Raw genomic sequence first — 24,086 nt, forward strand, 5'->3', positions numbered from 1 at the left:
GTTAGCCCTCTACTTCTTCAAGTTGTATGAGCTGATATTCTGAGCCTTGTTTCTCTACTAGAAAGCGGACTTGTTGGCCTTCTTCAAAGCCAGATAAATCTACATCGTCACCGACAGAGAAGTTCATCTCACCTGCTTCCCAGCTCCACTCTGCGACAGGTAAGTGCTTTAACGTGATCATGCCAAAATCGGCCATCAGCATGGTGATGTCACCCGTCACCCAGACTTCAGCGGCAATGACACTGTTATCCGCTTTTAGGGCAATGATTTCGTATTGACCCGATTCAGTTTTTGCCATTTCGAACTCAATGGCTTGGCCTTTCGTCAGGTCCTCTACTTCTACATCGTCAGCAAGGTTGAAGTTCATGACCATACCTGGCCAATTCCACTTCGGGACGGGTTGGTGGTTGATGGTCAGCATGCGGTGATCGACCATGACATCGGTAATTTCGCCTTTTGCCCATACGGTTTCTGCTGGTGGCTCAACACCATTGATACGCGAAAGGTCGGCAGATTGGCTTGACTCGGAATCAAGCATGAAGTGTGCTGAAGTCACAATTCGTTCGTTTAGCTCTAGTCCTTGAAGTACTTCAATTCTGTCGCCTGCCTCACGGCCAACCTCGATACGTGCTGAGCGATATTTACCTTCACCTTGTGCTAATACCACGCGAGTCATACCTCCTGAACGAATCACAGAAGACTTTGGTATGGTAAGCACGGGTTCATCAGTGACCGGCTGTAGGGCGATGTTAGCGAACATGTTTGGTTTGAGTTCGCCATTAGGATTTGGAAACTTCAAGCGCACGCGCAATGTACGAGTTTTCGGGTCGAGGATTGGATAAACATAGTCGACGATACCTTGCCACTCATTGCCCGGAATCGCATCGAGTGTCATGGTTGCACTACTGCCAGCTTTCATCCAATGTGTTTGGCGTTCAAATACTTCCGCATCTACCCAGACGTTATTGAGTGGGCCTGCGCTAATCACTGCTTGAGCGGGTGACAGGTAGCCACCTTCACGAATGTTTAGACTGGCGATAACGCCGTCGGCTGGTGCTTTGATCTCGATTGTTTGAGATGCTTTACCACTGCGCTTTATCGCTTTGATTTGGTCGCGATCGACCCCCAATGTGACCAGACGCTCTGTTGCGCCTTTCACCAAACCACTTCGACCCGTTCGATAGGCGTTGAGCAATTCTTCTTGGGCTTTGACCAACTCAGGAGAATACAAGCTAAAGAGCACATCGCCTTGACGCACTTTTTCACCGACAGCATTGATGTTGAGCTTTTCTACCCAACCTGCGACACGCACGTTAGTTTGCCATAGATGACTTTCATCAAAGGCAATATAGCCAACGGTCTCGATACGTGGGGAGAGTTTTTCGCTCAGTACAAGCTCAGACTTCACGCCAAGATTGTTCTCAACTTCAGGTGAGATTTTTACCGTGCCGGGTTTATCATTATCACCCGCTAAGTCTTCTGCATAGACTGGAATAAGATCCATGCCCATCGGGGATTTTCCTGGCTTGTCGCGCTTATAATTTGGGTCCATTGGCGCGACCCAGTATAGAGGCTCATTGGAGCTAGCCGCGTTTGCGCCAGACATAGCGCTCATATCGTGACTGGCTGAAGAGAGATATTGATTGGCGCCAAAACCAAGTGCACCACCAACTAGCAATGCAAGAGTTGCCACTTGTAATGTTTTCATTGTATTACCTTTTAATTCTTAATGCTGAGTTGTGGTTTGTCGACTTGGTATTCAAAGCCACCTAGCAGTGCCGCCAGATTGCTGTTGGTGATATTCAAATCTGTCGTTAGGCGCTCTTGTTCGAGTTTTAATGCCAACTCATCAGTGGTCGCTGCAATCACATCGTTAAACTGAGCTGTGTTGTTCTGATAGCCGCGCTCCACGGCTTTGATTCTTGCGTTAGCTTGAGGTAGCAAGGTCTTTTCGTAGCGAGTTAAACGTTGTTGTAAGTTGTCTCGGTCCACCAACAGGGCGTTAACCTTGGCATTCATTTGGGCGAGCAACGCGTCTTTTTGTGACTGCGCTGCACCCACTTGATATTGCGCCGCGGCTAAGTTTTTATCTTGGCGATTGCCCGTGAAGAGAGGGATATCCATGGTGAGATAAGCACTAACCAAATCAGAAGCAGGTTCACCCATCATGTTGTTTGCTTGGCGGTGAGCATACATGACCTCAACACCAAACTGCGGTGTATAGGCTTGCTCGGTAATTTCAACTTGGGTCTGATTAGCCGCAATACTGATATCGGCCATTTTTATCATTGGATGCAGGCTGAGCCTTTGGTAATGCGACGTTGTATCTGGCTGGACAATTTGGTCGAGTTGACTCCAGCTTAGGCTATTACTCGCTTTGATTTTATGCGCGCTGCGAATCCACTCTGAGCCTAACCATTCAGACAGCTGAGAGATAAGTCGACGTTGCATTTGAGAGTTAGCTTGCAGCTTTTCGTCTAATTTAGCGATTTGCAGTTGTGCATTCAGCAAGTCCTGCGCTTCACTTTTACCAATTGAGTAATTGGTTTGAATGAAGCTTTCCATCTCTTTCATCAGCGTTTTATTTTGCTTAAGGATACGGGCTGCAGATTGTTGATAGCCCAGCTCAACCCAGAGTTGAGTGATGTTATTGATAACATCTAGCTCTCGGGTATGAACCTGAGATTCAATGCCATCTGCTTGCTTATTGGCTTTTTTTTGCTGCAGTTCGAGGGTAGATCCGCGTTCAAATTGCTGCATCAAGCCGACCGAAATATTGGTCATTGGATCTTCATCAAACTTGAAACTATCGACGGGCAAACCGCCAAAGTCGAGTTTGATTTTTGGGTCCATGAGCGTTGAAGCCGCGACGCCTGTTTCACGCATGGCTGCAGATTGCGAGTAATACTGAGTGCGTGTTGGATCGTTTGTTAATGCCGAATGAATCAGTTCCGGCAAAGTGGGTGCTGCTAAGTGCTCGGCTGAGACCGCATTGGTACCAGCGTTAACTTGCAGCGACCATAGTACTGAGCTCAAAGAGAGCGCAGCAATAGAAGCTAAGTTTTTCACGTTGTTATCCGTTGTAATGTGCTTAACGCACGAGGAACTTGCTTCTCAGATAGGGCTGAGAAGATAAAGAGTACAAACGGATTTAAGCTATCGGAGGACGATAAAGAGAAGCTTGGCGATAAATGGTATCACCACCAGAGTCAGGGTGGATTAAGGCCAAATTTGAGTTGATATAAGCGTTTTGTTCTACAGGCGCAAAGAGAGCAAACACCGTAGCGCAAACAGCACCACAGCAATTGTGAGCCATGCTGTCATCACTACCACATGGCAAGTCAGCGGTGAGATTAGATTCACCAACATCGTTGAGCGTATGATGTGCTTTGACAGAACTCATTGAGCCGCAGTGACTATCATTAATTGATTCAACGCTGGTAGCAGATAGCATCTGAAAGGTCATTATTGGTGAGCTGGATACAAAGCTAGACATCAGCATTGCGAGAACACTGAGTAGCGAAATCCAAATTTTGCGAAGAGGAGACAAACTCATAACGCACCAAAACAATAATAACTGTCGATATCTTAAAGCTTACCCTAGGGGAAAGGTCAAGCAGTTAACTTTGCTCTTCGAGATTTAAAATTGCCTGCTTTACTTCTTCAGGGATTGTGGCTTTGGTGTTGTTCTTGAAGTCAAACATTACACAAGTTGCTTGGCCAATCGTGCTTACCTTGCCTATTTTTTGGCTAACAATTTGATACTCCATTGTGAATCGATCTTCTTGTAAGTCGATCACTCTGGAGCCAATAAGTAAGGTATCGGGATAGGTAATTGGGATTTTGTAGCGACAGCGTGTTTCACCTAATACTGGACCAATTTGGCTTTGGGCGATATTGACCAGAAGCTTTATTTTTTCAAAGTACTCCAAACGTGCAGTTTCAAAATAGCGGAAATAAACCACATTGTTCACGTGTTGTAGTGCATCCATTTCTCCCCACGCAACTGGTACTTTAGTCACAACGGAAAAATCTTTAAGTAAATCGTCCATGAAGCTTCCTGAAAGGTTAAAACTGATTGAGTTTTTATTCTAATCCTATTTGTGGTGATTGGTTTAAATTGTGTTAATGAAATGTGATCTTGTGGCGGTGCGGGTGTGATCACTAATCCTTGCTCCGAAGTGTGGTGTGGGCTGCAATTTAAAAGAAGGGTGCTGGTAAAAGTTATCAATAGTAATTGCACCAACCTTTACTGTCGCTTAACATTGAGTGCAGAAAACAGTCTAACGTATTAAATAGATTAGATATTTTTTCATCAGGGATGCACATTTATTCAAAGGTCACTTTTAAGGATGTAAAGTGTTATGAGGAACATTTCGTTCAAGAATAAGATTGTGGTGCTCATCACTTCAATTATTTTCACCACGATACTCACTTCATTTATCAGCGTTAATTACTTTATTAGCAATTACATACAACGTACTGATACTCAAAGTATTACTCATGGTATCGACTTAATTCAGCAGAAGTTGGAAAAAGACCTCGAAGCTAAGCTTAACCTTGCTACGAGCCTAAACTTTAGCATGATGGATATCAGCGACACTAAAGAGAGCTCAGGCTTTTATCGGATCGTTAAAATCGTCAATGGATATGCATTTGACGACAGCGGCAATATGAGCGATGAAGATGCAGCTCAATACATCGCTCAAGCTGAATCACACGGCGACGATATCAAAATCAGCCCAGTAACCATGCTGGATAACTTACCGGTTATTACGTTTTCGATTAAGCGAATGGATGAGTCAGTCGACTTTTTCGTCTTGAATTTGAGTGAACTGGGTAAAGTTATCGAAGTTTATACCTACGAAGGCAGTTACGCTGAACTGGTGGCTGGTAGCACCAAAATCTTTTCCAATATTTCTGACGGTAACTTAACCCCTGTTAGCCGTACTATCTCTTTAGGCGATCAAACCTGGCAGCTGACTGGTTATATTGATAACGACAATATTGCGGCTAACACTGCGTCACTAAGTTGGAACGTGACGATTGCTTTGGCGGTTATTGGCTTAGTCATTGTTGTGTTAAGTGTGCTGTTGCTACAGTACTCGTTTAAACCTTTGTTGCGTCTTAAAGAGCTAGTGGCGGATTTAGCGCAAGGGAATGGCGATCTAACCCGCCGCCTTACCGTTGAAAAACAAGATGAGATTGGCGAGATCTCCAGTTCGATCAACCAGTTTATTGAGAAGCTACAATCGATGTTTATCGAGGTCTCTGATTCATCAAGAGGTATTGATTCGGCGGTTCGTGATATCAGTCAGCAATCATCTTCCAACTTGGATACGCTGAATCAGCATACTCAAGAAACAGAGCAAGTTATCACGGCAGTGGAAGAGATGAGTGCCAGCGCTGTATCTATCGCCCAAAGTGCTGAAAATGCCGCGCAGCTGACAGAGCAAGCGAATCGTTATTCTGAGCAATCGAAGCAGACTGTTGAGAACGCGGTTGAAAGTGTTGGCAAGATGGTTGAGCAAGTAACGTCGATGTCGGCAACCATTAGTACCATGGATGAAGACACAAAACAGATCAGTACTGTGCTTCAAGTGATTGGCGAAATTGCTGAGCAAACCAACTTGCTTGCTCTGAATGCGGCGATTGAAGCGGCGCGTGCAGGTGAACAAGGTCGAGGTTTCGCAGTCGTTGCCGATGAGGTTCGCGCATTGGCCGGACGCACTCAGCAGAGCACTTCTCAGATTAATGAGATGCTGCAAAAGCTTAAAGATACAACCAACAGTGTTGTTAATGAGATGGATGTGACGCGCCAGAGCTGTGAAGTCACGGCTGAACATACAGAGCAGGTGATGTTATCACTGAACGAAGTCACGGAATCGGTAACGGAAATCAATGAAGTGAACATTCATGTTTCCACTTCGGCGCAGCAGCAACGTCATGTGACGGATGAAGTTAGCCGTAATATGGTAGCGATTCAAGACATCATTAACATCCTTAATGGAAATGCTTCACAAGCTGCAGCAGTGAGTGAGGAGTTAAGTGGCACATCTCGAAACCTAAGTAGTGTGGTCGCCCAGTTTAAGGTGCAATAACAATAAAGCCCGCGGACAAGCGGGCTTTTTTATATAACTATTTGGACATTGGGCTTGGGTTAAGGTGTTACCACGCCAAACCACATATCAAATTGGTCAAACACTGACATTAGCTTATTAAACTCAACTTGATCAGACACTTTAAAGTTACCCGCTTTGATTTCCTCTCCAAGAGTGGCTTGTTTAGTCATCATGTTTTCGAAGGCTTGACGTGACAGAGTAATCGTTAAGTCTGCCTCTTCAAATTGCTTGTCAGAGTAGGACTTTAATACCGAGTTACTCAAATCCATTGCGTATTGGCCATCGCCTGTGACATCAATATTCACTTTGATATCTAACCCTTTCGCCGCTTCCGGTTTTACCGTGACGCCGAGATAGTTCATAAACTGATCAAACGGCATGTTTTTAGCAATCGCCGCGGTGTTTGGCGTTGCGACAGGTTTAATTCCTTCACGGAGTTCTTTCGCACCACCTAGGTAGTAATTACGCCATGGGCCAGATTCTGCTTGGTAACCGAGCTGCTCCATTGCATCGGCTTCAAGATAACGAGCATCCATATTGTCTGGGTTTGCAAATGTCACGTTGTTGAGCAGTGTCACTGCCCAGCGGTATTCACCTTTTTTAATCGCAGTTTCGGCGAGGTCGATAACCTTCTCTTCACCGCCCATTGCTTCAACATATTTGGTGCCTTGCTCTGTTGGTGTTAATGGGTTTAGGTTCGCTGGATTACCGTCCCACCACGCGCCAAAGTAGAAGTCATAGGTTGCACGTGCGTTGTGTGACACTGTGCCGTAGTAGCCGCGGTTGTACCACTCTTTACCGAGTGCATCTGGCAACTGAATAGAAGCTGAAATCTCGTTTGGAGTATAGCCTTTATTGGCGAGACGCAGAGTTTGGTCGTGGACAAACTTATACATATCGCGTGTTTTTTCTAGCTGATTTTGAATGTTCTCTTTACCAAAGGTTGGCCAGTGGTGAGACGCAATCATGGTATCCGCTTTCTCTCCATAGGTATGCAGAACTTCGTCGATGTACTCCGCCCAAGAGGAAGCATCACGGGTCTTTGCACCGCGCAGCGTAGAGATATTGTGTACTGTGTGCGTCATCACTTCCGCTGCCATCATGGTCTTGTACTGAGGGAAATAGAACATGAACTCCGACGGCGCTTCTGACTCTTGCGCCATGACTACCTCAAGTTTTACCCCATCAACTTCCATCTCTTGACCGGTAATGTTGGCAATATGGGTTGGCTTAACAATACCCGGTGCACCAGAAGATGTGGTTTTACCTAAGCCGCCATCGACTTGACCTTTGCTACTGGCCTCTAGCAAGTTACCGTACATGTAAGAAGCGCGGCGCGACATGGTATTGCCTGCCATTAGGTTTTCAGCGATCGAGTGATCAAAGAACCCTTCAGGAGCGAGAATATCGACTTTACCTGCATCGATGTCTGCTTGGCTGGTAACGCCTAAGATGCCACCAAAATGGTCAACGTGTGAGTGGGTAAAGATAACGCCAGTTACCGGAAGATCTTCCACGTTGTCGCGTAGCAGTTTCAAGCCCGCAGCCGCGGTTTCGGGAGAGATCAAAGGATCGACCACTATCCAGCCGTCATCACCTCGAATAAAGGACATGACAGAAAGATCAAAGCCGCGTACTTGGTAAATGCCCTCTTTAATTTTAAATAGACCATCAATATTGTTCAGTTTGGCTTGGCGCAGCAGTGACGGATTAATGGTGTCGGTGTTTGTGTCTTGGTCGATAAAATCATACTTGGAGAAATCCCAAATGACTTTACCATCGGCATCCTTGATGGTTTTTTCTGGCCAGGTAGCAATGAAGCCGCGAGAGGCATTATCAAAGTCACTTTGGTTGGCGAAGTTTAGGTACTGTTTGAGTTGTTCATTTTTCGCGATAGTGAAGTTTGATGCTTCCTTTGGCGCACTCGTGGTTGGTGCGGCGAAGCTAAGAGTGGGAGCAAGGGTAGCGAGAATAGCCAATGACACGATAGATTTTTCAAGTTTCATAATTTATCTCTCTTTTGGGGCGAGCAGAGTCTTGCTCGTCGATGGAGAGATAGTAGGGCTCGTGGATTAATCAATCGATAGACTAAAACTAAAATGTGGATTAAATAACATTTAATCCACTATGGGTTTCGAAACGGCGCTGTGACGTTAAGTAAGGTCTCTTTAAGCCATTGGTGGCCAGTATCTTGCTGCTGTGAATGATGCCACGTCATGTAGAAGGGAAGAGTATTAAGCTCAAAGGGCAGGGGAAGTATTTGCATCTGCTGGGCTGGTGCTAACAAATTCGCGTGCCATTGACTGGTGACACATAGCCAATCAGTTTGTGCTGCCATCATGACTGCGTTGCAGATTGAGTCCGTTTTATAGACGATATTGCGTTGCGGCTGAGGCTCAATGCTTAATGAATCGACAATGTCTTGATTAAGGCGCTGAGTCCCCCATAGTAAGTGGCGCTCAGCAAAGAACTGCTGATGGCTGATATGTTGATGGATTCTTGGGTGCTCACTTCGGCAAATGACCACCAGCGGCAACTCAAAAAGGAGCTCGTTGTGATAACCATGTTCATCGAGTGGTGTGGTGGCGAGTATCAAATCGACGCGACGCATGCGCAAATCGGCTTGGCGATTGGTTTCATTGGTATGTTCTATGTCGGCACTTAGCTTCACGTTTGGTGCGTTCTGGTCTCGGTAATCAATCAATGGTGGCACTACCATTAAGTCGAGATCTTTGTGGCTCGACAAACGGAACGTTCTGTTGCTCAGTGCGGGATTGAATTGCTGTCTAGATTTAGCGCCGTTTAACAGTAAATTGAGCGGCTCTTGGATCTCTTCATGCAATTCTACGGCAAAGTTGGTCGGCGCTATGCCACGCCCTTTGCGAATGAAAAGTGGATCTTGATACTGCTCTCTTAGCCGATTCAACGCATGGCTGACTGCTGGGGCCGTAATTCCAAGGCTTTCTGCTGCATCATTGACGCTGCGCGTTTTCATCACCACATCGAAGGTTTTGAGTAGATTGAGATCCATCTTAGTTCCTAGCATCGAACAATTCAGGCTAATCATAACTGGCTTGAGAGTCCGAAGAAATATTTACTCTTTAGAGTATTGACCTGTCTATAGCTTTACAGTTTATCCTCGAGCTATTATCAATAGAGGATTATATTGTGGAATACAAACTATCTAGACCAGAGCAAACGCAGCAGATTATTGAATTGTTTACGACGACTTTTAGCGACTCGGAAGGCGAGTCGGAAGGCAAAGCGATTGGTGCTTTGGTTGCCGACCTTATGGCGACAACAAGTAATCAAGACATCTACGTTGTGATTGCGCAGCAAGAGAGCGAGATTGTGGGAAGCATTCTAATGACGCGCTTACGCTATGATGCGCCTGAGCAAGCGTTTCTTGTTGCCCCAGTAGCGGTGGCAACAAAAGCGCAAGGTAAAGGCGTTGGCCAGGCCATGATCAATTACGGATTACAGTTGTTGGCGAGCAATGGCGCTGAGTTAGCGTTTACTTACGGTGATCCAAATTACTACGTTAAGGTAGGGTTTGCTCCGGTGTTGGAAAGCAATTATGCGGCTCCTTTGCCACTAAGCTATCCTCATGGCTGGTTGGCTCAATCTTTAACAGAGCAACCACTGTCAGCAATCCAGGGGACGAGCCAGTGCGTTGCCGCGTTTAATAAGCCTGAGTTTTGGTAGGCTTTAGGAGAGAGATAATGAGTAGTGAACATCCTTCATTACAACAACTGGGTTGGAAGCCCTATTTTCAGCAGCAGTTGGAACTAACAGAATTAGAGACACAAGCAATCGGCCGCGTGGTAGAGCAGCATCGTAGCCAAGTGATTGCCATGACAGATGCGGGGCGCGTCACTCTGACTCTTACGCCAAATTCACAGCGAGTGTGTGTTGGGGATTGGGTAACGTTTGATGAGCAACATCGACTAAGCCGAGTGTTAGAACGACGTTCACTGTTCCAACGCAAAGCGGCGGGGAGTAAGTTAGATACTCAGCTCATTGCCGCCAACATTGATAGCGTATTCATCGTATGTTCGCTTAATGATGACTTTAACTTAAATCGTATTGAACGCTATCTAGCTTTAGCTAAAGAGGCAGAAGTTGAGCCGATTGTGGTGCTGACGAAAGCCGATCAATGTGCAGAGGTGAGTGATAAACAAAGCCTAGTACAAAAACTTGATCCTTTGCTCTTGGTTCATGCCATTAACGCATTGGATCCTGAGCATCTTAAAGAGCTTGCGGGTTATTGCAGCACAGGTAAAACCATTGCACTGCTTGGATCTTCTGGTGTGGGTAAATCGACGCTGGTGAATGGGCTTATGGGCAATGAAACTATGGCTACTGGTACGATTCGAGAAGATGACAGCAAAGGTCGACACACCACGACCTATCGTTCACTTCAATGGCTGCCACACGGCGGATTGTTGATGGATACACCGGGGATGCGAGAGCTACAATTGAGTGCTTGTGAGCAAGGGATCAGTGAAGCGTTTAGTGAGATCACTGAGCTTGCCGAGCAGTGCAAGTTCTCTGATTGTAGTCATACCTCAGAGCCTGGATGTGCCATTTTAGCGGCACTTGCCAATGGGCAGTTGGAGCAACGCCGTTTAGACAGTTACCTTAAACTGATGCGTGAACAAGCGTTCAATAGTGCGTCTTTGGCAGAGAAACGAGCTAAGGACAAAGCTTTTGGCAAGATGGTTAATACCGTTCAGCAGCAAAGTCGCTCTCTTAAACAAGGTCGATAAGCAGCAGGCATTGTAATGTATAAAATATCTCAACTTGGCCAACAGCTTGGTTTATCAAGGACGACGCTGCTGTATTACGAAAAGCTCGGTCTGATTAAAGGTAAGCGTCTGGACAATGGCTATCGAGTCTACAGTGATAAAGATCTGCAGCGTTTGCGTTTAATCCAGAAACTACAAGCGGGGGGCTTGACGCTGAAAGAGTGCCAAGCGTGTTTGGAACAGAAGGTTGAGCGAGAGATGTTGCAAAAGCGCCTGACTCAGCTCGATGAAGAGATTGCTGAAAAGCAAAAATCTCGCGAGCTTCTCGCTGCATTGCTGGGTGAATCTCCCCTTACCGATTGGCATGAGAGTCTCGATGAGGTTGCGCCCCAAGCACATGCCGAGTGGTTGAAGAAGCAAGGCTTCGATGACAAACAAATCCAGCGTTTGAGATGGTTATCGAAAGACATCAATCAGCATGATCAATATATGCATGATTTTATGTTGGTGTTTGAAGGGCTTGAGCGTTGGGGACCCGGCAGCGAGTCTGATACGGCGCGAGCTGCTGAGTTATTGCCGCAATCAGAGTTAGACATACTTGAAATCGGTTGTGGTAAAGGTCTTGCGACCCAATGGCTAGCACAAAATCTCAATGGGCATGTTACCGCGGTAGATAACGAGCCGTCAGCGCTTGATGAGCTGATGAAGTGTGCTAAGTCTAAAGGCTTTGCAGATTTCGTCACGCCTGTCTGTGCCAACATGATGGCATTGCCGTTTCAACCACACAGTTTTGATGTGATTTGGTCGGAAGGTAGCGCCTATGTGATGGGCGTAGAGAACGCGTTTGCCACGTGGCGACCTTTATTAAAGCCAGGAGGTATGCTGGTTGTCAGCGATTTAGTTTGGTCAACGCTGACGCCAAGTGATTCCGCCAGTCGTTTCTGGAAAAAGGAATACCCAGATATGACCAGTGTGGAAAACCGAATCGCACAGGCGGAGCACTTAGGGTTTAAGGTAGTGGATAGCTTTAAGCTAAGTGATGAATCTTGGGAAAATTACTATCAGCCCTTAGCGACCAGAGTCAATCATCTAAACGAGCAGCTACAAGGCTCTCAAGCGCTTGTAAACTTAGGTGAGGAACTTGATAGTTTTTCAACGAGAAATGGTCAGTTCGACTATCAGATGTTGATACTAAAAGTATGTGACTAACGTTAGTTGTCATACGGCATTTGGCTCAGATGCCAAATGTCTAAGATATGTGCTGCTTTGTCACACTGGCCTAATAGAATTTGATATTTAGGCTGGTAGGAATGGCCCAAGTAAGTCGTGCGAATCAGTTCATTGGTTTTTAGGTCGACCTGAGTAACAGTCCGGCCTTTAAAGTTGTGGAAAATGGCGAATTGCTCACTTTGGTAGACCATTTGATCTTGGTAGAACCAGAAGTTGTCGGCAGTGTCGAGTAGTCGGCATTTGAGTGGCAATGAGCTGGAGTCGACGCTGATCGTTGATGCAGAAAGCGCTAGCGCATAGAGAATCAAGCTGTTCATTTGTTTGGCTCCTTATTCGCCAAAGATACAGTTTAAGTATAGGTAAACAAGCTTGATTTGTAGCGCTCAGGCTCTAGTCACTGATGTGTAAGCCTTGCATAGGTGTTTAGAGAATTACTCAGCAATATTAGGATGCTTTACCGACTGATACTTGGGCAGTTGCAATCTTAATTGCTCGAACGTTTTACGGGCACTCTCTTTCGCTAGCTGATTTACCAGCCAATCGGGGAGCGCGCCGCCAGGATCGGCGAAAGCGGTATACTCGATCAGTGTCGTGCCCGATGTTAACTTCTGCAATTGCCACTGCGCCTTCACTGATGATATCCGGATGTAGCCTTCTTGCTCGACGAGAGTTGATTCTGGAGCATCTGTAATGCTTAAAGTAAAACCGAGCTCATCAACCGAGTATTTTGAGTAGGTCACCATGTCTCGATCTTTGGCTGGCCAAGGCGCGGCAAACTGGGTGTAAACGATGTTTTCACTCGCAGATAACTGCTTAAGGACTCGGCTATGGCTGACGTTATCAATCCAGTTGGGAACATTACTGGAGTCTTCCAATAGGGAGAGAAACGCACCATAAGTGGTCGGCGTGAACATCTGGCTTTTGATTTCAACTAAGCCGTCTTTATGTTCTCGCGAATAGACAGAGATGCCATCCACCGACTCTTCAAATTTCCATGACGCTTTGGGTTGAGCTGAGGAATAAGAGCAAAAAATCAGGCCGGTTATAGCGACCATCAAGAGACGTTTCAACATGAACAACCTATATAGAAAATTAAGCAAAATCTGAAACTTATATGAACTTAGAACAGATTAGGTTCAATTGCACCTTAGATTAGTGTTTAACGCGACCACGCAATGATTTTGTCTGGGATTTGATACTTTTTCCTTTTAAACGTCGTTCTTTGGATGCTCGGGTTGGTTTAGTTTCTCGACGTTTCTTTTGTACCACCATTGCTGCTTGGATCATCTCTGCTAAACGGTTTAAGGCATCTTCTTTGTTCTGTTCTTGAGTTCTGTATTGCTGGGCTTTAATGGTAATCACACCCTCTTTAGAGATGCGTGAATCTTTCAGCGCCAAGATACGTTCTTTGTAGATTGCAGGCAGTGTTGAGTGTTTTACATCGAACTGTAAGTGGATCGCTGAAGAGACCTTATTAACGTTTTGCCCGCCAGCTCCTTGAGCTCGAATTGCCGTAAGTTGGATCTCCCAAGCTTGTAGGGTAACGGTGTTTGAAATCTTCAGCATTGCAGTCACTCTATGTTTAACACGTCGTCATTGTAAACGATTTAGGCTTTCTGCGCGGGTTGAAATGCTTGGAAGTAGAAATTGAGTGGCCTTTGCATCATCTCAAGGGTTAACTCACAGCTAGGTTGACAATTCATGGCTAATGCAAAGCCATGTAAATAGTCAGCCAGTAGATCAATGGCATCTTTTTTCGTCTCGTCAGCTAGAGCTAATGGCGTGAGAATCTGTTCAAAACGTTCCATGAATACCTCTGCAGGCCCGCTTGTCTCCATCTTCAATAGCGTTTCCAGTAACCCAGGGTATTGGTGAAGTAGCGAAACATAACTAAAGCACAGTTTGCTGAGCTCTTGCTGCCACTGGCCGTTGTCTTGCGGCTGATAAACCTCTTCAATCAAGGAAACAACGATGGCTTCTTGGAGCGCATTTTTATTGGTGAAGTAGTGATAAATGGCCATGGCATCGACGTTTAGTCCCGTGGCAAGGGCGCGGACACTCGGCATTTTTCCGAGCTCAAGCATCATGTTTTTGGCTTGGTTTAAGATCGTTTCTGCGCTGAGCTGTACTTGGCTGCCTTTTGGTCGACCGCGACGTTTTTGCTTGACAGACATTGTTGATCCTCTTTAAGCTAATTATATAAATTCTACACCGTAGAATTAAATTGTAACTCAGTTCTGTTCTATATCCAAATACTCAATATGAGGAGTCCCTGATGGCGAATATCGTGTTTATTGCAACCAGTTTAGATGGCTACATTGCTGACAAAAATGGTGGTTTAGATTGGCTGATGTCAGTACCGAATCCTGACAACATCGATACCGGATTTGGGCCTTTGCTAGAGCGTGTGGATGGCTTGGTTATGGGGCGAAATACGTTAGAGGCGGTACTGAGTTTTGGTGTTGAGTGGCCCTACAGCAAACCTGTATTTGTGTTGAGTAATACCATGACAGAAGTCCCTTCAGGTTATGAAGATAAAGTGCAGATTGTACATGGCGAGCTAAGCGAACTGCTGGCTGATTTACATCGCCAAGGCTATCAAGATCTCTACATTGATGGCGGTGTTACGATTCAAAATTTCCTCAAACAAGACCTTATAGACGAGCTCGTAATTACGACGATTCCTGTATTGCTGGGTGGTGGTTCACCACTGTTTGCAGAGCTAGACAAGATGCAAAACTTCCAGCTGGTTGAAAGCCAAGTCTACTTAGATGCGATGGTGCAAAGTCGATACCTACGAATTCGCTAATGCCGAAACTGAGACAACGAGTCATCTTTCTGTGATTGCTCCCAAAACAGGCAGCTTATCGACTAACTTAAATAGGAGTGGATAAAAGCAAGGAGCATCATTATGCAAATGAATCCGGTTGGTTGGTTTGAAATTTACGTCGATGACATAGAGCGAGCAAAAGCGTTTTATGGCGCAGTGTTTAATCTGTCGTTTGAGCGTATCGGTGACGAGGCGAAGGTGGGCGTCGAAATGTGGGGTTTTCCGGCGGATATGGAGCAATATGGGGCATCTGGCGCTTTAGCTAAAATGGACGGTGTCTCTGCGGGTGGTAACAGCACTATGGTCTATTTTTCATGCCAAGATTGCGCTGTAGAAGAGTCCAGAGTGGAAGGCGCTGGCGGTAAAGTGATGGCGCAAAAATTCTCGATAGGTCCTCATGGTTTTATCTCTGTTGTGGTTGATTCGGAAGGAAACACAATCGGCCTACATTCGATGGTTTAGAGTTTGTGAGCTTACCATTTTTATCTTAGTGAGAACGCCCCAGCAGTGAGCTGGGGCGTTATGATTATTTCAATGTCGCCGCAGTTTGTTCACCCATGGCAATCAGCTTATCGAGAATACGTTCGCCGTCAGCGCGCAACCCATTGTGCTCATATTCGTTGGTGATCCATGCTTTTGAGTTTGGTATTAGGGCAAGAGTTTCTCGACTGATGTCCATCTCAACGAACATATCATCCGCATACACGGCACAGCTAACTGGAACCTTATTCTCAGCTAAGGTGTTGGCATCATAAAGTGGTGTCCAATCGCTCTTTTCTGCCAATAGCTCTGCTGCTTGCTTGAGCGGTTTTAGATTCTCATATTGGTCGAACATCCAAGGGAAGACCATTTCTCCCGTAAAGTAGAATGGTTTGCCCGATTGATAGTTAAACTCTTCACGAGTCTGTCTAACGCGATGTGCACTCCAGTTAGAGGCAAAGCCTTGGCAGTAAATCGACTCATGCAAAATGGCATAAATCGGATTGGTGTGGAAGCCTTGTTCCATCAACATACTATTTAGAAACTCATAGCGCAGTTGAGGTTTGCCGTTGACTTCAACAAAGGCATTTTCCAGTAGGTAGTATGTCGGTAGGAAGGTGTCACTCATGCCGAAGTTGATGCCAATTTGCTGGAACTGCTCGACGGTGAAACGCTGGCCATTAGGTAAAAATTCATCGTGTTCGAGCAAATGATCAGCAATGCGTTGACACATCTGTTGCGCTTGAGGGAACTGCTGGAAGAAGGCTTGGTTTTTTTCCATGGTGCGCTTGAACGTCGCTTGATAGACATCGTCAGAATGACGAGAGATAGACGGCACGCCCCCGGTAATATAGCTACGAGACAAACTTTGTGGGAATAGCGATAAATAGGTCAACGAGCAGAAACCGCCGAAGCTTTGGCCCAAAATTGACCACTGTTCTACGCCCAATTTTTCACGAATAAACTCAGCGTCACGCACAATATTATCAGCGCGGAAATGAGCCAAATATTCAGCTTGTTCAGCTGGAGAAAGATGAGCCAGTGTTTGATGGCTGATTACGGTGCTGTTGCCCGTGCCGCGTTGATCAAGCAGTAACACTCGGTATTGCTGCATAACGCGCTTTACCCAGCCATTAAATCCATTTTGGCGAGGAGAAGGAAAACCAGGGCCACCTTGAAAGTAGACTAAATAAGGCTTGTCGCTTTCACCATCCGCAACCAGTGACAGCTCGCGTGCAAACACTTCAATCGTGCCATTTTCTGGTTTGGCGTAATCTAGTGGAACTTGAAAGTAGTGCGGAGTGAATTTGACTCCAGCATCAATAAACTGTTGAGCATTCATATTGTAATAGTACATCCGTGACGTAAGTGATGCGGTATCTTAGCCTTTTGTTAGATAGATACCAATGCTTGCTTGAGTTTGTGCGTGCTCAGTAGGAGGTCTCCGTTTTCTCAGTGACCAATATCATGTTTTCCTTTATGCTTCAGTAGCAGTCAAAGATTTGATTGTGACTCATAGAAAACGAAAAGAATGAAATTATGAACTACTTTGAATCTCCATTTTCAGGCAAACCTTTGTCTGATCAAGTGACTAACCCGAATATTTTGGTCGGGCGTCATAGCTACTATTCTGGCTACTATCATGGTCACGGTTTTGATGATTGTGCGCGTTACCTAAACCCTGACAGAGACGATGTCGATAAGCTGATTATTGGTAACTTCTGCTCGATAGGCTCTGGCGCTGTGTTCATGATGGCAGGTAACCAAGGTCATAGGACTGACTGGGCAAGTACTTTCCCTTTCTTTTATCAAGAGAATGAGAATTTTGCCGATGCAAGTGATGGCTTCGTTCGTGCAGGCGATACCGTTATTGGCAATGATGTCTGGATTGGCTCGGAAGCGATGATTATGGCAGGGGTGAAGATTGGTGATGGCGCTGTGATTGCAAGCCGTGCTGTCGTCACAAAGGATGTCGCTCCTTACGAGGTAGTGGGCTCTAATCCGGCTAAACACATTAAGTCTCGATTCTCAGATCAGCAAATCAATATGCTGCTTGAAATGCAGTGGTGGTATTGGAGTGATGAACAACTAAAAGGGGCGATGCGCTACCTTTGCTCTGCTGATATTTCCGCCTTATATGACTACTGGCATAAAGTTATTCGTTAACTTAGCCTTTTAAGTGAGATTAGCGAGGTATTGAATAATTAATGTCTATTCAATACCTTGATTATTCGATAAGGTGAATTTTACGTGCAACAGAATGGAGCCGGCATGGAAACTTCTCAACACTCACTTATCGAACCTTACCTAGATAACGCAAGTTTTGCTGATAGCTTTTCTGTGACTATTCCCAATCGTCAGCAATCAGCTTTTGAAATTTATACAGCGTTAATGAAAAGCTCTCCTCAATGGGTTAACCGTTTGATGATATGGCGTAATCGTATTGTCGCTATGGTGGGTTTAAAGAACCTTGGCAGTATGAGTGAGTTAAGTGCTGATATGGATGAGGCCTCCTGCAAACCCGGTGACCGGATCGGGATTTTTACCTTGGTCAAGCTGACCCCCAATGAGTTATTGGCAGAAGATTGTGATAAACACCTTAACGTGCGTTTGTCATTTTTACTGGTTCCACATGGTGAGCATGTCACTTTGCACGTGACAACGGCTGTCCATGTTAAAAATTGGCTTGGTCGCCTTTATATGTTGCCTGTCGCTCCCATGCATAAGCTTATCGTACCTGCTAGTCTTAAAGCGTTAGAACGTCATTATTAATAGGCTCGCCAAGTCTTGTTCGATTTTTTCGAATAAGTGCCTCCAATCCCTTAGCTCATCTTTTTTCTTCTGAGCGATACACTCATTCTTATAGTGAGAAAGGAGAAGAATGATGAGCAAGCTAAGAGAAGTCACCCAAGTAATCCGTTCACATGCCACTTCAGATGGTGATGGAGTAAAAATTTCCCGTGTGGCGGGTTTTAACAATAAAAACTTTTCGCCTTTTCTAATGGTTGACGAGCTTAAATCGGATCAACGCTCTGACTATGTAGGCGGTTTTCCTCCTCATCCACATCGTGGCATCGAAACCTTAACCTATATGATGAAAGGCCATTTCCAGCACCGTGATCACATGGGCAACGTGGGGGAGCTGAGATCAGGCGGTGCCCAATGGATGGCTGCGGGTAGAGGGGTGATCCACAGCGAAATGCCGATTATGGAAGAGGGCGATCTACACGGTTTTCAGATTTGGATAAACCAACCGGCCCGAGACAAGATGAATCCGGCACAGTATTTCGATTTCCAACCGGAAATGATCGCTGAGCGTGAAAGCGAGCTCAACGGTTTATACCGCGTACTTGCTGGTGCGTTAAATGTCGATGGGGAGACGCTCAATGGTCCGCTAGACAAAACTGGTGTGCCATTGAGCGTAGCAGATTGGCGAGCAACTAAAGGGCAAGTATCGCAAGTACACACGCCTGAACACTTCAATATGATGATGTATGTCTATCAAGGTGCAATTGAGGTATCTGGTCAGCAAGCTTCGAGAGGTGAAATGGTCATGCTTTCGAAAGGCGACTTAGTGGACCTTAAGTCACTAGAAAATAGTGGTGCTTTGCTTTTTCTCGGTGAGCCGATTAATGAGCCTGTAGTCCATTATGGCCCGTTTGTTATGAATAGTATGGCTGAGATAGAACAGACTATTCGCGATTACAATGACGGAGTGTTTGAAACCTATTGATGTCTTTTTGTTAATGCAACTGTTGCTTCAATCCACTGCTGCAGCACTTTCGCACCGCCGCCCGTTTTGGGCGGCTTTTTTGTGGCTGCAATATCGTTCAATAAAGGTGTTCACATTACGGGTAATTTGAGTTGAACAGATTGAGGAGGAACTATGGACAACCTTATATTCGCGATGATGGTGTTTGCCTTTGTTGGCGCAGTTACGCCAGGGCCGGTAAACTTATTGGCGACGTCTACCGCCGTTCAGCAGGGCAGCATACAGGCACTCAAACATGTATTAGGTGCTTCTCTTGCTTATGCGGTGGTTGTCTACCTGTCTGGATCGATGCTGTCGACCGCGACAGATAAACTGCCCATGCTTGAATCGTCTATGCAGCTATTGGGCTCTGGCTTTCTCATCTGGCTAGCTTACAAGATTGCCAGTGCACCTGTTGGTAACATTGAGGTGGAGGGGAGAACGGCTTCTGGATGGGTAACAGGGTCGCTGGCTCAGTTACTTAACCCTAAGGCTTGGCTGGTGGCAATGTCTGGAGTAAGTGTATACGTGGTTGGGCAGGTGAATTCTCACCAATGGCTGTGGATTTTTACCTTTATTTCTCTTGGCGCGTGCTTGATTGGCGTTGGAGTCTGGGCATTACTCGGTAGGTTGTTAGCTACTTATTTGTCGCAACCTAATAAACAGCGTATCTTTAATCGAGCTATGGCGATTATTCTCGTTATGTCGGTCAGCATGATGTGGCTCTAGTGAGCCCGCTGGATTCAGCAATGGCAAGGAGTGCAAATGAAAAAAGACAGCAGTGCGAGCTTTAAACAAAGCACGGTTTTGCCTTGGGTCGAACTGCGTATCGCTAATCGCAGTAGCGCATGTTATGACGCACACTCTCATGATGAATTTTCATTTGGCATCATCGAGCAAGGTCGAGCCGAGTACCGAAATCGTCATCAATCGCACCGAATTGGCAAAGGCGATATCGTCACTATTAACCCTGCTGATGTTCATTCATGTAATCCAGAAGCGGGCACTTGGTCTTATAGTATGTTGTTTATCGATGCTATCGAGATGGGAGCCTTACAAAGGGATGTGCTACAGCATGAGGCGAGTAGGATAGGTGAAGATTATCAGCCGTTTAAGGCGGACTTCGAACGAGACCAGACATTAAGACATGGCTACTTACGGTTGTTTCACGCTTTGCAATCTGAGGCGGATGCGTTACAGGTAGAGTCTCGTTTGTATGATTTTATTCAAACCAGTTTGCGACTTGGAACAGGACAAAATATCGCAGCTAAACCTAGCGGTTCCTTGCGCAGAGTAAAGGAAAAACTGTTAGATGAAATCAATGGTTCGCATCAACTGGAGCAGCTTGCTCAGGAAGCAGAGATGAGCCGCTACCAATTACTTCGCGCATTCAAGCATCATTTTGGTTTGCCGCCTCACTCCTATTTATTAGATGAAAAGATCAAGCGGGCGAAAGTGATGTTGAAATCTGGGCAAGAGATTTCGCAGGTAGCGTATGAATTAGGTTTTTCTGATCAAGCCCATTTTCAGCGCCAGTTTAAGAAGCGGCTAGCGGTGACGCCTAAGTATTATCAATCACATTTTGTTGATTAAAAAAGGAAGCTGAAGCTTCCTTTTTGGTTGTGACAGGTATTGAATCGAATTACGCAGAGAGCTCTTGGACTGGCTCGTCATCACCAATAAACCCACCTGTTTGGTGATTCCATAGCTGAGCGTAAATGCCACCACTTTTCACCAGTTCTTGGTGGGTGCCTTGCTCGACTATTTCACCTTTATCCAGCACGATTAAACGATCCATGGCTGCAATGGTAGATAGGCGGTGCGCAATGGCAATAACCGTTTTACCTTCCATTAGCTCATTTAGGCTTTCTTGGATAGCGGCTTCGACTTCTGAATCGAGCGCTGAAGTCGCTTCATCAAGGATCAATAGCGGCGCGTCTTTCAGTAATACGCGAGAGATGGCGATACGTTGACGTTGGCCACCAGAAAGTTTCACACCTCGCTCACCAACCTGAGCATCGTAACCAAGGTTGCCAAATGGGTCGCTTAGGGTTTCGATAAACTCGTGGGCATGAGCTTGCTTGGTTGCACGGAGGAGATCCTCTTCGGTCGCATCTGGGTTACCGTAAAGGATGTTATCGCGAATTGAGCGGTGCAGCAGTGAGGTATCTTGGGTCACCATGCCAATCTCCGCACGCAGTGAATCTTGGGTAACATCAGATATCACTTGTCCATCAATCTTAATCTTGCCACTTTCAACATCATGGAAACGTAGCAGTAGGTTGACCAGTGTTGATTTACCTGCACCCGAGCGACCCACCAAACCGACTTTTTCACCTGGCTTAATGTTCAAGTTGAGGTTGCTAATAACGCCTTTGGTTTTATCGCCGTAGTGGAAGCTAACGTCATCAAACTCAATGCCACCTTGCTGAACGTTTAGTGCTTTTGCTCCTGGTTTATCTTCGATATCGATAGGTTTAGAGAGCGTCTTCATGCCATCAACGACGGTGCCCATGTTTTCAAACAGTGCTCCGACTTCCCACATGATCCACATTGACATACCGTTAATGCGCAGCGCCAACGCAATAGCAATCGCGATAGCGCCGACACTGATTGAGCCGTCCATCCATAAAAAGATAGAGAGTGCGCCGACAGAGAAGACCAGCAGGTAGTTGGTGATCTCGACTGCGACATCAAAGCCAGTCACTAAGCGCATTTGGCGGTAAACCGTATTAAGGAAACCGCGCATGCCTTTTTCAGCATATTCAGTTTCACGCTTACTGTGTGAGAACAGTTTTACCGTAGCGATGTTGGTGTAGCTATCGACAATACGGCCTGTCATCGTCGAGCGAGCATCAGCTTGCTCAGAGGCGACGTTTTTCAGTTTCGGTACAAAGTAGATTTGGATAGCGACATAACACATCAGCCAAATCAGCATTGGGATCATCAAACGCCAATCGGCTTGCGCCAACAGAACGATAATCGCAGTGAAATAGACAGAGACATAGACAAAGACGTCCATAGTCTTCATGACTGTTTCGCGCACTGCGAGTGAAGTTTGCATCACTTTGGTTGCAACACGTCCGGCAAAGTCATCCTGATAGAAGTTTAGACTTTGTTTTAGCAGGTAACGGTGCGCTAGCCAACGTATTGACATCGGGTAGTTACCGAGCAGAGTTTGGTGGACTAGCAATGAGTAGGTGACGACTAAAATGGGCATCACGACAAGCAATAGCACGCCGTAAAAGATAAGTTCACCTTTATTGTCTTGCCAGAAGGTTTCTGGATTACTGTTTGTTAGCCAATCAACGAGATTGCCCATCGCACCAAACAGAGAAACTTCGACGATAGCGACGATCGTTGCCATGATCGACATAATTATCAACGGGACTTCATAGCCACGGGTGTAATAGCGACAAAAAGCAAAGATCCCCTGTGGGGGCTGGCTAGGCTCTTCGTCAGGGAAAGGTGTTGTAAACCCTTCAAATTTCTTAAACATACATGTTTCCTAAACGCACAAATAACACAGAATGTGTCGATACGACGAGTGTGTTCGTCCATTAATTGGGAAGGCTTGTCAATGGTATACCTTTCGTAATTAAAATGTAACTAGTGGAATATTCTTAATTTTGCATATTATTCATTCATTTTGCTTAAACGGGGCTGGTGCCAATAAATATTGCTGAGTTTTGTTATTGATGCAGGTGTTATTGCTGTTTTAGGTATGGCTTTTAGTTTAACTTCAGTGATTCTTGATTTAACAATATGTCTACAATTGGCTTCATTGAGTGAGGAAATATGAGTTTGTCACGATGTTGAAACAGCAAACCCTACTAGAAAAAGAATTAGAAGTGGTACAAAACGCTAACTGCGTAGTAATGGTGCCACCAAAAGAATTTGCGTTTAACGCAGAAACAGCCAAAGACAATGAATTCCAGCATCAAGTTAATGATACTAACGAACATATTCGCCAAAATGCGATGCAAGAGTTTAGCGATATGGTTGATCAATTACGTCAAGCTGGAGTTCAGGTAGTTGTATTTGATTACCCTCTAGGTGACATTGAGACACCTGACGCGGTATTCCCGAACAACTGGTTTAGCACAACACCAAATGGTGAGTTATTCACTTTCCCGATGGCTTGTCGCAACCGTCAGCAAGAGGTCAAACCGTCAGCTCTGCGTGAAACTTTAGAGCTTGCTGGTCGTCAGGTGAATTCTCTGGACTCACTGACTTCTTATCTCGACATCAATGCACACCTAGAAAGTACAGGTGTGATGGTTATGGATCACCCTAACCGCACTATTTATGCTGCATTATCACAGCGTTGTGATCGCGAAGTATTGGAAGATTACGCAGAGCGTATCGGTTACAACCGTGTGGTTTCATTCCAGACTGCTCTGCCGTCAGGAAAGCCTATCTATCACACCAATGTGATGATGGCGATTGGTGAAAACTTCTGCGTAATTTGTGATGAAGTGATCCCAGAGTTTGAGCGCCGTTTTGTGATTAAATCGCTCGCGAAAGATAAGCAGGTGATTTCTATTTCGCTGGAACAGATGAATCAATTCTGTGGCAACATTCTTCAGCTAGAAACAGTCAATGGCGAGAAAGTGATTGCTATGTCGCAATCTGCTTACGATGCATTTTCACCGGCACAACGTGTTCAGCTATCTAGCCACGGGCGTTTGATGCCATTCAATGTACAGACGATTGAAAACATCGGTGGTGGTAGTGTGCGCTGTATGCTTGGAGAGGTCTTTTTACCAAGTCGCTCTCGCACTCTGTAATTCTTCCGCTCGGTAAGATTCTTAAAGCGCTTTATCCTTTTGGGGTGAAGCGCTTTTTCTTTTGCTACGTTCTTAGCCAGCTTAACTTCGCTTAATCTCCCTTCGTGTAATTCACTGCAGAATTTGAGTTTTATA

Annotated in this window: 24 protein-coding genes; 12 read left to right on the forward strand and 12 right to left on the reverse strand. The window is 45.6% G+C overall.

The window, feature by feature from the left end; genetic code table 11:
* Position 1 precedes the first annotated feature (1 nt).
* From AC4MRV_RS03115 to AC4MRV_RS03130, 4 genes are all read right to left on the reverse strand, one after another.
* Positions 2-1,708 carry an efflux RND transporter periplasmic adaptor subunit gene (locus tag AC4MRV_RS03115; protein ID WP_491185960.1) on the reverse strand — a complete coding sequence of 569 codons (1,707 nt, stop codon included), beginning with the start codon at positions 1,706-1,708 and terminating at the stop codon, positions 2-4.
* 11 nt (positions 1,709-1,719) lie between these two features.
* On the reverse strand, positions 1,720-3,015 hold the full coding sequence (locus tag AC4MRV_RS03120; protein ID WP_491186043.1) for a TolC family protein: 1,296 nt from the start codon (positions 3,013-3,015) through the stop codon (positions 1,720-1,722).
* 136 nt (positions 3,016-3,151) lie between these two features.
* On the reverse strand, positions 3,152-3,556 hold the full coding sequence (locus AC4MRV_RS03125; RefSeq protein ID WP_491185961.1) for a hypothetical protein: 405 nt from the start codon (positions 3,554-3,556) through the stop codon (positions 3,152-3,154).
* 64 nt (positions 3,557-3,620) lie between these two features.
* A complete protein-coding gene (locus AC4MRV_RS03130; protein ID WP_491185962.1) occupies positions 3,621-4,052 on the reverse strand; it encodes an acyl-CoA thioesterase in 432 nt (143 codons plus the stop codon).
* Positions 4,053-4,364: 312 nt separating this feature from the next.
* Between AC4MRV_RS03130 and AC4MRV_RS03135 the strand changes: the two genes are divergently transcribed.
* Positions 4,365-6,101 carry a methyl-accepting chemotaxis protein gene (locus AC4MRV_RS03135; RefSeq protein ID WP_491185963.1) on the forward strand — a complete coding sequence of 579 codons (1,737 nt, stop codon included), beginning with the start codon at positions 4,365-4,367 and terminating at the stop codon, positions 6,099-6,101.
* 59 nt (positions 6,102-6,160) lie between these two features.
* On the opposite strand, the gene AC4MRV_RS03140 is transcribed toward AC4MRV_RS03135, so the two are convergent.
* Positions 6,161-8,128, reverse strand: coding sequence for an alkyl/aryl-sulfatase (locus AC4MRV_RS03140; RefSeq protein WP_491185964.1), 1,968 nt, complete (start codon positions 8,126-8,128; stop codon positions 6,161-6,163).
* Positions 8,129-8,247: 119 nt separating this feature from the next.
* Complete coding sequence (locus tag AC4MRV_RS03145) at positions 8,248-9,153, reverse strand: LysR family transcriptional regulator (protein WP_491185965.1); 906 nt, start codon at positions 9,151-9,153, stop codon at positions 8,248-8,250.
* Between the two features lie 137 nt (positions 9,154-9,290).
* Here AC4MRV_RS03145 and AC4MRV_RS03150 point away from each other — a divergent pair, with 137 nt between their 5' ends.
* From AC4MRV_RS03150 to AC4MRV_RS03160, 3 genes are read left to right on the forward strand one after another with little or no spacing between them, the layout of a single operon-like run.
* Positions 9,291-9,827: a GNAT family N-acetyltransferase gene (locus tag AC4MRV_RS03150; RefSeq protein ID WP_491185966.1), complete on the forward strand. Its 537-nt coding sequence runs from the start codon at positions 9,291-9,293 to the stop codon at positions 9,825-9,827.
* A gap of 17 nt (positions 9,828-9,844) precedes the next feature.
* A complete protein-coding gene (gene rsgA / locus AC4MRV_RS03155; protein WP_491185967.1) occupies positions 9,845-10,891 on the forward strand; it encodes a ribosome small subunit-dependent GTPase A in 1,047 nt (348 codons plus the stop codon).
* Positions 10,892-10,906: 15 nt separating this feature from the next.
* Positions 10,907-12,079 carry a MerR family transcriptional regulator gene (locus AC4MRV_RS03160; protein ID WP_491185968.1) on the forward strand — a complete coding sequence of 391 codons (1,173 nt, stop codon included), beginning with the start codon at positions 10,907-10,909 and terminating at the stop codon, positions 12,077-12,079.
* Positions 12,080-12,081: 2 nt separating this feature from the next.
* On the opposite strand, the gene AC4MRV_RS03165 is transcribed toward AC4MRV_RS03160, so the two are convergent.
* The 4 genes from AC4MRV_RS03165 to AC4MRV_RS03180 all read right to left on the reverse strand — a co-directional run bounded on the left by AC4MRV_RS03165 (position 12,082) and on the right by AC4MRV_RS03180 (position 14,274).
* Positions 12,082-12,417: a hypothetical protein gene (locus AC4MRV_RS03165; RefSeq protein ID WP_491185969.1), complete on the reverse strand. Its 336-nt coding sequence runs from the start codon at positions 12,415-12,417 to the stop codon at positions 12,082-12,084.
* A 114-nt stretch (positions 12,418-12,531) separates the two neighbouring features.
* A complete protein-coding gene (locus tag AC4MRV_RS03170) occupies positions 12,532-13,173 on the reverse strand; it encodes an START domain-containing protein (protein ID WP_491185970.1) in 642 nt (213 codons plus the stop codon).
* A gap of 79 nt (positions 13,174-13,252) precedes the next feature.
* Positions 13,253-13,666 carry an alternative ribosome rescue aminoacyl-tRNA hydrolase ArfB gene (gene arfB, locus AC4MRV_RS03175; RefSeq protein WP_491185971.1) on the reverse strand — a complete coding sequence of 138 codons (414 nt, stop codon included), beginning with the start codon at positions 13,664-13,666 and terminating at the stop codon, positions 13,253-13,255.
* 41 nt (positions 13,667-13,707) lie between these two features.
* On the reverse strand, positions 13,708-14,274 hold the full coding sequence (locus AC4MRV_RS03180) for a TetR/AcrR family transcriptional regulator (protein ID WP_491185972.1): 567 nt from the start codon (positions 14,272-14,274) through the stop codon (positions 13,708-13,710).
* 101 nt (positions 14,275-14,375) lie between these two features.
* Between AC4MRV_RS03180 and AC4MRV_RS03185 the strand changes: the two genes are divergently transcribed.
* Both AC4MRV_RS03185 and AC4MRV_RS03190 read left to right on the forward strand, forming a co-directional pair.
* Positions 14,376-14,909: a dihydrofolate reductase family protein gene (locus tag AC4MRV_RS03185; protein ID WP_491185973.1), complete on the forward strand. Its 534-nt coding sequence runs from the start codon at positions 14,376-14,378 to the stop codon at positions 14,907-14,909.
* 102 nt (positions 14,910-15,011) lie between these two features.
* On the forward strand, positions 15,012-15,392 hold the full coding sequence (locus AC4MRV_RS03190; protein ID WP_491185974.1) for a VOC family protein: 381 nt from the start codon (positions 15,012-15,014) through the stop codon (positions 15,390-15,392).
* Between the two features lie 64 nt (positions 15,393-15,456).
* Here the strand turns inward: AC4MRV_RS03190 and AC4MRV_RS03195 are convergent, their stop codons facing one another.
* Positions 15,457-16,752 (reverse strand): alpha/beta fold hydrolase, encoded by a 1,296-nt coding sequence (locus tag AC4MRV_RS03195; protein ID WP_491185975.1) that lies wholly within the window; start codon positions 16,750-16,752, stop codon positions 15,457-15,459.
* A gap of 194 nt (positions 16,753-16,946) precedes the next feature.
* On the opposite strand from AC4MRV_RS03195, the gene catB reads away from it, so the two are divergent.
* The 5 genes from catB to AC4MRV_RS03220 all read left to right on the forward strand — a co-directional run bounded on the left by catB (position 16,947) and on the right by AC4MRV_RS03220 (position 20,754).
* On the forward strand, positions 16,947-17,576 hold the full coding sequence (gene catB / locus AC4MRV_RS03200) for a type B chloramphenicol O-acetyltransferase (protein WP_491186044.1): 630 nt from the start codon (positions 16,947-16,949) through the stop codon (positions 17,574-17,576).
* Between the two features lie 105 nt (positions 17,577-17,681).
* Positions 17,682-18,182, forward strand: coding sequence for a DUF2867 domain-containing protein (locus AC4MRV_RS03205; protein ID WP_491185976.1), 501 nt, complete (start codon positions 17,682-17,684; stop codon positions 18,180-18,182).
* A gap of 112 nt (positions 18,183-18,294) precedes the next feature.
* The gene (locus AC4MRV_RS03210; protein WP_491185977.1) at positions 18,295-19,143 is read left to right on the forward strand and encodes a pirin family protein; all 849 of its coding nucleotides are present in this window, start codon (positions 18,295-18,297) and stop codon (positions 19,141-19,143) included.
* A gap of 153 nt (positions 19,144-19,296) precedes the next feature.
* Positions 19,297-19,890: a LysE family translocator gene (locus AC4MRV_RS03215; RefSeq protein WP_491185978.1), complete on the forward strand. Its 594-nt coding sequence runs from the start codon at positions 19,297-19,299 to the stop codon at positions 19,888-19,890.
* Between the two features lie 36 nt (positions 19,891-19,926).
* Positions 19,927-20,754 carry a helix-turn-helix transcriptional regulator gene (locus tag AC4MRV_RS03220; protein WP_491185979.1) on the forward strand — a complete coding sequence of 276 codons (828 nt, stop codon included), beginning with the start codon at positions 19,927-19,929 and terminating at the stop codon, positions 20,752-20,754.
* 49 nt (positions 20,755-20,803) lie between these two features.
* On the opposite strand, the gene AC4MRV_RS03225 is transcribed toward AC4MRV_RS03220, so the two are convergent.
* A complete protein-coding gene (locus AC4MRV_RS03225) occupies positions 20,804-22,660 on the reverse strand; it encodes an ABC transporter ATP-binding protein (RefSeq protein ID WP_491185980.1) in 1,857 nt (618 codons plus the stop codon).
* Positions 22,661-22,973: 313 nt separating this feature from the next.
* Here AC4MRV_RS03225 and AC4MRV_RS03230 point away from each other — a divergent pair, with 313 nt between their 5' ends.
* Positions 22,974-23,951, forward strand: coding sequence for an arginine deiminase-related protein (locus tag AC4MRV_RS03230; protein ID WP_491185981.1), 978 nt, complete (start codon positions 22,974-22,976; stop codon positions 23,949-23,951).
* Positions 23,952-24,086 lie beyond the last annotated feature (135 nt).

This window comes from Vibrio sp. (genome assembly GCF_984391705.1).

Bases quoted from the DNA above. Each gene is read 5' to 3' on its own strand.
- AC4MRV_RS03115 (WP_491185960.1), bottom strand. From the start codon at position 1,708: ATGAAAACATTACAAGTGGCAACTCTTGCATTGCTAGTTGGTGGTGCA.
- AC4MRV_RS03225 (WP_491185980.1), bottom strand. From the start codon at position 22,660: ATGTTTAAGAAATTTGAAGGGTTTACAACACCTTTCCCTGACGAAGAG.
- rsgA (WP_491185967.1), top strand. From the start codon at position 9,845: ATGAGTAGTGAACATCCTTCATTACAACAACTGGGTTGGAAGCCCTAT.
- AC4MRV_RS03140 (WP_491185964.1), bottom strand. From the start codon at position 8,128: ATGAAACTTGAAAAATCTATCGTGTCATTGGCTATTCTCGCTACCCTT.
- AC4MRV_RS03195 (WP_491185975.1), bottom strand. From the start codon at position 16,752: ATGAATGCTCAACAGTTTATTGATGCTGGAGTCAAATTCACTCCGCAC.
- AC4MRV_RS03170 (WP_491185970.1), bottom strand. From the start codon at position 13,173: ATGTTGAAACGTCTCTTGATGGTCGCTATAACCGGCCTGATTTTTTGC.
- AC4MRV_RS03205 (WP_491185976.1), top strand. From the start codon at position 17,682: ATGGAAACTTCTCAACACTCACTTATCGAACCTTACCTAGATAACGCA.
- AC4MRV_RS03130 (WP_491185962.1), bottom strand. From the start codon at position 4,052: ATGGACGATTTACTTAAAGATTTTTCCGTTGTGACTAAAGTACCAGTT.
- arfB (WP_491185971.1), bottom strand. From the start codon at position 13,666: ATGCTGAAGATTTCAAACACCGTTACCCTACAAGCTTGGGAGATCCAA.
- AC4MRV_RS03145 (WP_491185965.1), bottom strand. From the start codon at position 9,153: ATGGATCTCAATCTACTCAAAACCTTCGATGTGGTGATGAAAACGCGC.
- AC4MRV_RS03230 (WP_491185981.1), top strand. From the start codon at position 22,974: ATGTTGAAACAGCAAACCCTACTAGAAAAAGAATTAGAAGTGGTACAA.
- AC4MRV_RS03160 (WP_491185968.1), top strand. From the start codon at position 10,907: ATGTATAAAATATCTCAACTTGGCCAACAGCTTGGTTTATCAAGGACG.
- AC4MRV_RS03220 (WP_491185979.1), top strand. From the start codon at position 19,927: ATGAAAAAAGACAGCAGTGCGAGCTTTAAACAAAGCACGGTTTTGCCT.
- AC4MRV_RS03165 (WP_491185969.1), bottom strand. From the start codon at position 12,417: ATGAACAGCTTGATTCTCTATGCGCTAGCGCTTTCTGCATCAACGATC.
- AC4MRV_RS03190 (WP_491185974.1), top strand. From the start codon at position 15,012: ATGCAAATGAATCCGGTTGGTTGGTTTGAAATTTACGTCGATGACATA.
- AC4MRV_RS03180 (WP_491185972.1), bottom strand. From the start codon at position 14,274: ATGTCTGTCAAGCAAAAACGTCGCGGTCGACCAAAAGGCAGCCAAGTA.
- AC4MRV_RS03210 (WP_491185977.1), top strand. From the start codon at position 18,295: ATGAGCAAGCTAAGAGAAGTCACCCAAGTAATCCGTTCACATGCCACT.
- AC4MRV_RS03215 (WP_491185978.1), top strand. From the start codon at position 19,297: ATGGACAACCTTATATTCGCGATGATGGTGTTTGCCTTTGTTGGCGCA.
- AC4MRV_RS03185 (WP_491185973.1), top strand. From the start codon at position 14,376: ATGGCGAATATCGTGTTTATTGCAACCAGTTTAGATGGCTACATTGCT.
- AC4MRV_RS03135 (WP_491185963.1), top strand. From the start codon at position 4,365: ATGAGGAACATTTCGTTCAAGAATAAGATTGTGGTGCTCATCACTTCA.
- AC4MRV_RS03125 (WP_491185961.1), bottom strand. From the start codon at position 3,556: ATGAGTTTGTCTCCTCTTCGCAAAATTTGGATTTCGCTACTCAGTGTT.